Origin of the sequence: Mesorhizobium sp. M7A.F.Ca.CA.004.04.2.1 (assembly GCF_004022825.1) — a bacterium.
Lineage (GTDB): Bacteria > Pseudomonadota > Alphaproteobacteria > Rhizobiales > Rhizobiaceae > Mesorhizobium.
Genome location: NZ_RZPH01000178.1, coordinates 1 through 7,895 on the forward strand (window position 1 = coordinate 1; position 7,895 = coordinate 7,895).

Genomic DNA, 7,895 nt, shown 5'->3' on the forward strand with positions numbered 1-7,895 from the left:
CGCTATTCCGCGGACGAGTTCGTGCGAGCCGTCCAGAAAGGTATCAGGCGCGACGGAGCCGATCTCTACCCCGCCATGCCCTATGACAGCTTCGCCGCAATGAGCCGCGAGGACGTGCTTGCGATCCGGGCCTATCTCCTTGCGCAGCCGCCGATTTCCCAGCCGCGGCCGCGAAACATTCTGCCTTTTCCATTCAACCAGCGCTGGACGGTTGCGCTGTGGAAGCTCGCGAACCTCCAAAGCGGCAGTTTCACGCCTGACCGGAGCCGGACCGCCGCATGGAACAGGGGAGCCTACCTTGTCGAGGTGCTCGGCCACTGCGGTGCCTGCCACACGCCAAGGAATGCGACGTTCGGCATGGATGAAGACCACAAGCTTGCCGGCGGCACCGCCGGCATCTGGCACGCCTTCAACATCACCAGCGACAAGATCGCAGGCGTCGGCGGCTGGAGCAACGAAGAGCTGTCTCGATTCCTCAAAACCGGCGCCGTGCCCGGGAAGGCCTACGCGGGCGGGCCGATGGCGGAAACGGTCATGAACAGCCTGCAGCATCTTTCCGACGACGACATCCAGGCTATTGTCGCCTATCTCAGGGACGTGCCCGCCCAACCGGGAGACGAGAAGCAGCCGCGTTTCTCATGGGGTAACGCGGCCGCGGCCGCGGCCGACGACATTGCTGGAACCGAAGGGATGACGCAAGGCAGCGGAACCGCAACCGGCGATGATCTCTATCGATCGCTCTGTTCGACGTGCCATGGGGCGAACGGAGGCGGATCATCAGACGGATCCTATCCGTCCTTGACCCGTAACAGCACCCCCGGCGCGGCCACGCCCGAGGATGTCGTCATGACCATCCTTGAAGGCGTCAAAGCTGGTGACGTGGCCGGGCGTCAATCGATGGCGGCCTTCGGCGGCTGGCTGGATGATGGCCAGGTGGCAGCTCTTGCAAATTACGTCACCGTGCGGTTCGGAAATCCCGACCTCAGCGTCACCGCGGCCGATGTACGCCAGATGCGGGCAGGAACGACAACCAGCCAGACGATCATGATTCTGGCGGCTCAATCACTTGTAGCGGGCGCCGCCGTGTTGATGCTTGGCCTGCTGCTTTTGCTGGCAAGACGCCTGCGCCGTGGGGCGACTTCAGCGCGCCTCATGTTCGCGCGTAGAGATAGGCGGTAATGTCGCGCGCCTCTTGAGGCGACAGATTTGTATTGGGCATGGCCGTCTTCGGGTCAACGTACCGCGCCCTGCTGATCCAGCGCATCATCGCATCCGGGGTGGCTCGCGACGGCCCGGTATATCCCTCTTTCGACGACGCCTTGCAGGGACGGACCGACGGTGCCACGGGCGCCGGGCACTCCCGGGATTTCGTGACATCCGCCACAGCCGTTGCGGATCATTGCCGGGACGGCCCGGTCAGGGTCGCCCCCGATGGCCTGTGCAATGGTGGTTTCCCGGAGATTGTCGCCGCGGACCAAGTTGATGGCGCAAACTACCGGAACAATGGCGATTGCCGCGAATACGCCTGCCACCCAGGGCAGCGCGGATGGCATCAACTTGACGGGTTGTCGGCTCATCCGCGCCTGCTGCCGCAGTCGCAAGACGCGGCCCGGTGGCCGCTGCAAGCGCCCTCAAACGCCCGATCATCCCCGGATCTCGCTGGAAACAACTCAATCATCGGCGATGAAAATCATACCAGCGGGCCGAACACGAATGTAGCCAGCAGAACAAGGAAAATCACAGCGGTAACTGCGATCGCCCACATGACGATCCTTCTTGTCCCCCGTTGCTCTTGCTTGCGAGAGATATCTTCTGACACAGTACGAAATCCTTGCTGCAAAATTCAACTGACGATAAGGCTCGGCATCTGCATGAGCCGGACCTGCCGGACTGTTGGGCCGCGTCTTGGAATTGGCCGCGGCCCGGGGCTCACGCGCTTACCAGCCCTGTCGACCGTACCAGTCATCGATATCGCGCCGCACACGGTCCTTTTCGAGGCCGTAACGCTCCTGGATCTTGCCTTCGAGTTGATCGCGCTTGCCGGCGATGCGGTCAAGGTCGTCATCCGTGAGTTTACCCCACTGCTCCTTGACCTTGCCTTTCACCTGTTTCCAGTTTCCTTCCACGCGGTTCCAGTCCATGACACCGTTCTCCTTCGGTTTGAAAACGTCTAACCTCGGAGAGCAAACGCAAATCAACGACGGATGTTCCTGGAACTCGACGCTCGTCTTGCTCTCACAGGCCGCGATCCATTCCTTTACGCTCAGCCTGCGTCATCAATTGAGGTCGTCCTGCTCGAAGGCGACGCCACGACCTTCGACCCAAGACGCCTCCACACCTTCCGCAACAGTTCCGCCACCAAGCAGGCGCAAGCGCTTTTCATCCTGTCGCCGCCGTCCGTCTAGAGGCACAGTCATCTTAAGCCAGCGTAGTCTGTCTCTGAGGGTCAGTGCTTCCTGCACAAATCAATATGTTAGGGGCTGGACTGGAGTGGCGGCCTCATTTTGTAAAAATCCGGGAGTTGGCAGCTTTGCCAGCTAAGCAGCGACGCCACCTAAATAGGCGCTGATGACCGCTTCGTTGCTCGCAAGATCACTGCCTGGTCCCTCAAGCACAACGCGCCCAGCCTTGAGCACATAGCCATAGTCGGCGAATTTCAAGGCGACTTTGCTATTCTGCTCCACAAGCAGGATGGTCACGCCTTCACGATTGAGGCGCTGCACGATGTTCATGACTTCCTTGATCAGTTGCGGCGCCAGACCCATGGAAGGCTCGTCGAGCAACAGCACCTTGGGCGCGGCCATGAGGGCCCTGCCGATCGCCAGCATCTGTTGCTCGCCTCCCGAGAGGTTCCTTGCATCGCCATTCTGTCTGCGCGCCAGGATGGGGAAGAGCTCGAAAACATGATCCAGCCGCCGGCGGCGCTCGGCGTCGTCGGCAAGCGTGAAAGAGCCCAGGTCAAGGTTCTCCTTGATCGTCATGTCGCCGAAAATACGCCTTCCCTCCGGAACGTGGACGAGCCCGCGATGCGGCAGGCGATGGGCAGGGACTTTGGTTATATCCTCGCCCAGGAAGCGGACACATCCGGAGGATGCGGCAACGAGGCCGGACAGCGTGCGCAGCGTGGTGCTCTTGCCCGCACCATTCGCGCCAAGCAGGGCGACGATCTGGCCGCGTTTGACCGAAAGGCTGACACCATGAAGGGCTTCGATGCCGTCATAGCGCGCGACGATGCGGTCCGCGGAAAGAACGATTTCGGCGTCCATCATTCCTCCGTACCGAGATAGGCTTCGATGACCCTGGGGTCTGTTCGCACGGCCTCCGGCCGTCCGTCGGCGATCTTCTGCCCATAGTCGAACACCACGATCTTCTCCGACACCTGCATGACCAGGCCCATATCATGCTCGATCAGCAGGACCGTGACGCCGGTTTCGTCGCGGATGCGGCGGATCAGGTGCACAAGGTCCAGCTTCTCGCGCTCGTTCAGGCCGGCGGCAGGCTCGTCCAGCAGGATGAGTTCGGGTGCCGACGCCAGGGCTCTTGCGAGTTCGAGCCGCCGTTGATCGCCATAAGAGAGACCGCCGGCGCGGCGATGCGCATGCTGCTCGATACCGACAAAATCGAGCCAGCGCATGCCAGCCGCGCGGATCGTCTCCTCCTCGCGCCGCTGTGCCGGCAAGTGCAGGATCGCCGACATGATGCCGTGGCGGCTGCGGCAATGCTGGCCGGACATGGCGTTTTCCAGAACGGTCATTTCCTTGAACAGCCGGATGTTCTGGAATGTGCGGGCGAGGCCGAGCGCGGTGATGCGATGCGGCGGCAAGCCGGTGATTGGCCGGCCGCCCAGACTGATCGAGCCGCCCTTCGGCTTGTAGAAGCCGGTCAGGCAATTGAAGAGTGATGTCTTGCCGGCCCCGTTCGGCCCGATAAGACTGTTGATGGCGCCTTTCTCAACTGAGAACGAAATGTCGTGAAGGACTTTCAGTCCTCCGAAACTGAGGCGCAGATCGCGGACTTCCAGCAGCGCCATGGTCAAACTCGCTTGTCCGGCCACAGCCCGTTCGGCCTGAAGAGCATGATTGCCAGCAGCGCAATCGCGGTCACCAGGGGACGATAGGTGCCTGCTCCGCGCAGCACTTCGGGAAGCAGGGCCACCAGAACAGCACCAAGGACGACGCCGGGAATGCGGCCCATGCCGCCCAGGACGACGCCGAGAAGGATGAGCAGCGACTGGTTGAAGGTGAAACTCTCCGGCGAGATGGCCGTCATCTTGGCCGCGTAGAGGCATCCGGCCACCGAAGCGATCACCGCGCCCATCATATAGGCTTGCAGCTTGGCCGTGACACGGTTGATGCCGATGCCAGCGGCGGCGTCCTCATCGTAGCGAACGTAGAACCAGGCTCGTCCCATTCGCGATCGCTCGACGCTCAGACAGACGAAGGCGGTGAGCAGCGCAAGCACCAGGAACGCATAGTAGAAGTGCTGCACCTGCATCAACCTGAAGCCGAATATCTCCGGGCGCTCGATGCCGATGAGTCCGCTCGCGCCACCGGTGATGTCGAGGTTGCGGGCGATGATGCGCACGATTTCGCCGAAGCCCAGCGTCACGATCGCCAGATAGTCGCTGCGCAATCTCAATGTCGGAGCCCCGATGATGATGCCAGCCACGCAGGCTGCCGCCATGGCGACCGGGATGGTGAGCCAGAAATTGAACCCGAATTCGGCGGTCAGGATGCCTGACGTGTACGCGCCGACTGCGAAGAAGGCGGCGTAGCCGAGGTCGAGCAGGCCGGCATAGCCAACGACAATGTTGAGGCCGAGGCACAAAACGACATAGAGCAGCGCCGTGGTCGCCACCTCGGTCACATAGCCGTTGGCGAATTGCGGCAACACCAGCGCGACGGCGAGTGCCGCCAGGCCGGGCAGCACGACGGACCAGCGCATCAATTGCGGTTGCACGGCTGCCGGCATGGTTCTCACTTCGTCGATCATCACACCCGCTCCACGACAGAGCGTCCAAGAAGGCCGGTCGGCTTGAACACAAGGAACAGGATCAGGGTCCCGAAAACGAAGACGTCACGCCACTCCGATCCGACGAAGGGCAAGGACGAACCGAAAGCCTCGAGCAGGCCGAGCAGCAAGCCGCCGAGCATGGCGCCCGGCACGCTGCCGATCCCGCCTATGACAGCGGCGGTGAAGGCCTTGAGCCCCATGATGAAGCCCATGAAAAAATGGACACTGCCATAATAGGCGCCGGCCATGACCCCACCGCCGGCAGCGAGCGCCGAGCCCATGAAAAACGTCAAGGCGATCACCCGGTCGACATCGATGCCCATCAGGCGGCTCGCCCCCATGTCGATGGACACGGCGCGCATCGCCTTGCCGTACATGGTGCGGGAGACAAAGGCCTGCATGCCTGCCATAAGAGCAATGGAGGCGGCCACCAGAACCATCTGCGTGTAGGTGATATGAACGGTGGAAATGTCGACACCGGCAAAACCGAGGTCGGTGTTGAAGGCGTAATGCCGCCCGCCGGTCAGGGCGAGTGCCGTGCCGTTCAACACCATCGAGGCACCAAGCGCCGTGATGAGGATGGAGAGGCGCGGCGCATTGCGCATCGGCCGATAGGCGAAGCGTTCGATGATGACGCCGAGCAAGCCGACAGCCAGCATCGACACAAGCAGGGCGCAGACCACGCCCAGCCAGCCATTGCCGACCCATATGCCGACAAAGGAGAACACGATGAGGCCGACGAAGGCGCCGTTCATGTAGATGTCGCCATGGGCGAAATTCAGGAGCTTGATGACGCCGAAGACCATGCTGTAGCCAAGCGCGATCAGGGCATAGAACGAGCCGACGATAAGACCGTTCACCAGTTGCTGAATAAGCAGGTCGAGCGTCATTGATGCTCCAGGGCAGAATTGAAAAAGTCTTGTCTGGGCGCAGCGTCGGCGCACCAGACAATCGGCGGTGACGCCGAGGCCGCCACAAGGCCTGCCTCGGCATCAATCCGGTTGGCCTTTATTCGACAGCCACCCACTTGCCGCCCTTTGCAATCACCGGGCGGAAGTTCGAGGTCTGGAGCGTGTTCTTGTCGGTGAACTTGATTTCACCGGCGAGGCCCTTGAAATCGCTGGCCTTGAGCGCCTCGATGATCGCCTTCTGATCCGCCGACTTGGCCCGCGTGATCGCATCGACGATCAGGTCGCCCACATCGTGGGAGAGCGCCGCATAGGCGCCGGCGTCGCGGCCATAGGTTTCCTTGTACTTGGCCTTGAAGTCGGCGGCGCCGGACAAGAGGTCGACAGTCGGCGGAGACAACAGGTACACGCCCTCACCGGCCGACCCGGCGATCTCCAGATATTCCGGTGAATTGTTGCCGTCGCCCAGCACGATGCCGCCCTGGAACCCGGCCTGCCGGAGTTGCTTGGTGAGCAGAGCGCCACCGGCATGGTAGGCGGTCCAGAAGACAGCATCGGCGCCGCTCGACTTGATCTTGGTGACGACCGCCGAATAGTCCTGCTCGCCGGCCGTGGTGGTCTCCTTGGCGGCAATTTCGCCGCCAGCGCTCTTGAAAGCTTCGGCGGTCAACTTGGCTAGGTCGGATGAATAGGCATCGCCTTCGTCCACGAACGCGAACTTCTTGTAGCCATTCTTCTTGAAGAGTTCGACGGCTGTCGTCGCCTGCATGTCGCCGGTCGAATTGGCGAGGAAGGCATTGCCCTGATTGGCGGCGACCAGCTTGGTCGAGTTCGCTCCGATGATGACGAACGGAATGCCGGCGTCACCATAGATCTTCAATGTCGGCAAGACGGCGCCCGAGCAGTAGCCGCCGACGATGGCGGTCACGCCTTCCGAGACAAGCTTGCTGCCTGCGGTCACCGCCTGTTGCGGATCGCAGGCGTCGTCGGCGGTGGTGGTAGTGATCTTGTCGCCGTTGACGCCGCCCTTGGCGTTGACGGCATCGATCGCCATCTTCACGGCGTTCTCCATATCCTGCCCTTCACTGGCCAGTTGGCCAGTCATGGGGGCCACGATGCCGATCTTGATGTCGGCAGCCGCGGCCATCGTGGTCAGAGCCAGCCCGGCAAGGGCGGTGGCGCAAGTTAGCCTCTTGAAGGAAACAACCATCAATTCTCTCCATTTTCCCCTGTTGGTGCATCCAGGCGGCGTGCCCGAAATGCATTGTTTCGCCCTCGGTTAGCTGCGGAGCGGTTATGTTGAGCAAGATCGCCAGCCGGCCACACGATTGTCACCGGCAAGGACTGACCCGGCAGATCAGTGACTGCCGCTTGAAGCCCGGGCATAGGCTCCCTGATAACGGTTCTCCTGGATGCTCTGCATGATCTCGGCCTCGCGGGCTTCCTGCGACCGGACGGCCGCCAGCAAGGCCGCGGCACCGTCGATTGGAAATGCCACGACGCCATCCTCGTCGCCGACGACGATGTCGCCAGGACCGACGACCATGCCGCCTATGCAGACGGGAACATTTATGGCTCCCGGACCATCCTTGTAAGGTCCGAGATGGATGGCCGACCGCGCGAAACATGGGAACGGATTGCGGCCGATGGCACCGGCATCGCGAATGGCGCCGTCGATGACAATGCCTGCGGCGCCACGCGAAGCCGCGACACTTGTCATGATTTCGCCGACCAGCGCGCGCCCCTCATAGCCACCGCCGTCCACGACAATGACGTCGCCGGGCTGTAGCAGATCGAGCGCACGATGGATGAACTGGTTGTCGCCGGGGCGGGTCCTGACCGTCAGCGCCCTCCCCGCCATGACGCCGCTCACCCGATGAAACGGCCGTAACCCGACAGCCCCGGGGACACGAGCGAGATTGTCACTGATCAACGGCGTCGCAAGGGCGCGGAACGCGTCGATCAGTTCGCTTT

At 62.1% G+C, this 7,895-nt stretch carries 10 protein-coding genes; 2 read left to right on the forward strand and 8 right to left on the reverse strand.

What is annotated here, in order from left to right:
* A partial coding sequence (locus EN893_RS10835; protein WP_128361532.1) for a cytochrome c occupies positions 1-1,179 on the forward strand: 1,179 nt, incomplete at its 5' end.
* Positions 1,180-1,232: 53 nt separating this feature from the next.
* Here EN893_RS10835 and EN893_RS38620 read toward each other — a convergent pair.
* Positions 1,233-1,577 (reverse strand): hypothetical protein, encoded by a 345-nt coding sequence (locus tag EN893_RS38620; RefSeq protein ID WP_164748821.1) that lies wholly within the window; start codon positions 1,575-1,577, stop codon positions 1,233-1,235.
* 360 nt (positions 1,578-1,937) lie between these two features.
* A complete protein-coding gene (locus tag EN893_RS10845) occupies positions 1,938-2,141 on the reverse strand; it encodes a CsbD family protein (RefSeq protein ID WP_023809505.1) in 204 nt (67 codons plus the stop codon).
* A gap of 63 nt (positions 2,142-2,204) precedes the next feature.
* Between EN893_RS10845 and EN893_RS10850 the strand changes: the two genes are divergently transcribed.
* Positions 2,205-2,405 (forward strand): hypothetical protein, encoded by a 201-nt coding sequence (locus EN893_RS10850; protein ID WP_127270601.1) that lies wholly within the window; start codon positions 2,205-2,207, stop codon positions 2,403-2,405.
* A gap of 132 nt (positions 2,406-2,537) precedes the next feature.
* Here EN893_RS10850 and EN893_RS10855 read toward each other — a convergent pair whose 3' ends face one another.
* The 6 genes from EN893_RS10855 to EN893_RS10880 form a co-directional block, all read right to left on the reverse strand.
* Entirely contained in the window at positions 2,538-3,266 is a 729-nt protein-coding gene (locus EN893_RS10855; RefSeq protein ID WP_127266690.1) for an ABC transporter ATP-binding protein, read from the reverse strand.
* Positions 3,266-4,030, reverse strand: a complete 765-nt coding sequence (locus EN893_RS10860; protein ID WP_127266691.1) for an ABC transporter ATP-binding protein — start codon at positions 4,028-4,030, stop codon at positions 3,266-3,268. Before EN893_RS10860 ends, EN893_RS10855 begins: the two co-directional genes overlap by 1 nt.
* A 2-nt stretch (positions 4,031-4,032) precedes the next feature.
* Positions 4,033-4,992, reverse strand: a complete 960-nt coding sequence (locus tag EN893_RS10865) for a branched-chain amino acid ABC transporter permease (protein WP_236382683.1) — start codon at positions 4,990-4,992, stop codon at positions 4,033-4,035.
* On the reverse strand, positions 4,992-5,903 hold the full coding sequence (locus tag EN893_RS10870) for a branched-chain amino acid ABC transporter permease (protein WP_023809510.1): 912 nt from the start codon (positions 5,901-5,903) through the stop codon (positions 4,992-4,994). Before EN893_RS10870 ends, EN893_RS10865 begins: the two co-directional genes overlap by 1 nt.
* 118 nt (positions 5,904-6,021) lie before the next feature.
* The gene (locus EN893_RS10875) at positions 6,022-7,131 is read right to left on the reverse strand and encodes a branched-chain amino acid ABC transporter substrate-binding protein (protein WP_127266693.1); all 1,110 of its coding nucleotides are present in this window, start codon (positions 7,129-7,131) and stop codon (positions 6,022-6,024) included.
* A 147-nt stretch (positions 7,132-7,278) separates the two neighbouring features.
* Positions 7,279-7,895 (reverse strand): RraA family protein (locus EN893_RS10880; protein ID WP_164900795.1); only part of this gene is annotated, 617 nt, incomplete at its 5' end.

Coding starts and splice junctions, on each gene's coding strand:
- EN893_RS38620 (WP_164748821.1), bottom strand. CDS start 1,577: ATGAGCCGACAACCCGTCAAGTTGATGCCATCCGCGCTGCCCTGGGTG.
- EN893_RS10845 (WP_023809505.1), bottom strand. CDS start 2,141: ATGGACTGGAACCGCGTGGAAGGAAACTGGAAACAGGTGAAAGGCAAG.
- EN893_RS10850 (WP_127270601.1), top strand. CDS start 2,205: ATGTTCCTGGAACTCGACGCTCGTCTTGCTCTCACAGGCCGCGATCCA.
- EN893_RS10855 (WP_127266690.1), bottom strand. CDS start 3,266: ATGGACGCCGAAATCGTTCTTTCCGCGGACCGCATCGTCGCGCGCTAT.
- EN893_RS10860 (WP_127266691.1), bottom strand. CDS start 4,030: ATGGCGCTGCTGGAAGTCCGCGATCTGCGCCTCAGTTTCGGAGGACTG.
- EN893_RS10865 (WP_236382683.1), bottom strand. CDS start 4,992: ATGATCGACGAAGTGAGAACCATGCCGGCAGCCGTGCAACCGCAATTG.
- EN893_RS10870 (WP_023809510.1), bottom strand. CDS start 5,903: ATGACGCTCGACCTGCTTATTCAGCAACTGGTGAACGGTCTTATCGTC.
- EN893_RS10875 (WP_127266693.1), bottom strand. CDS start 7,131: ATGGTTGTTTCCTTCAAGAGGCTAACTTGCGCCACCGCCCTTGCCGGG.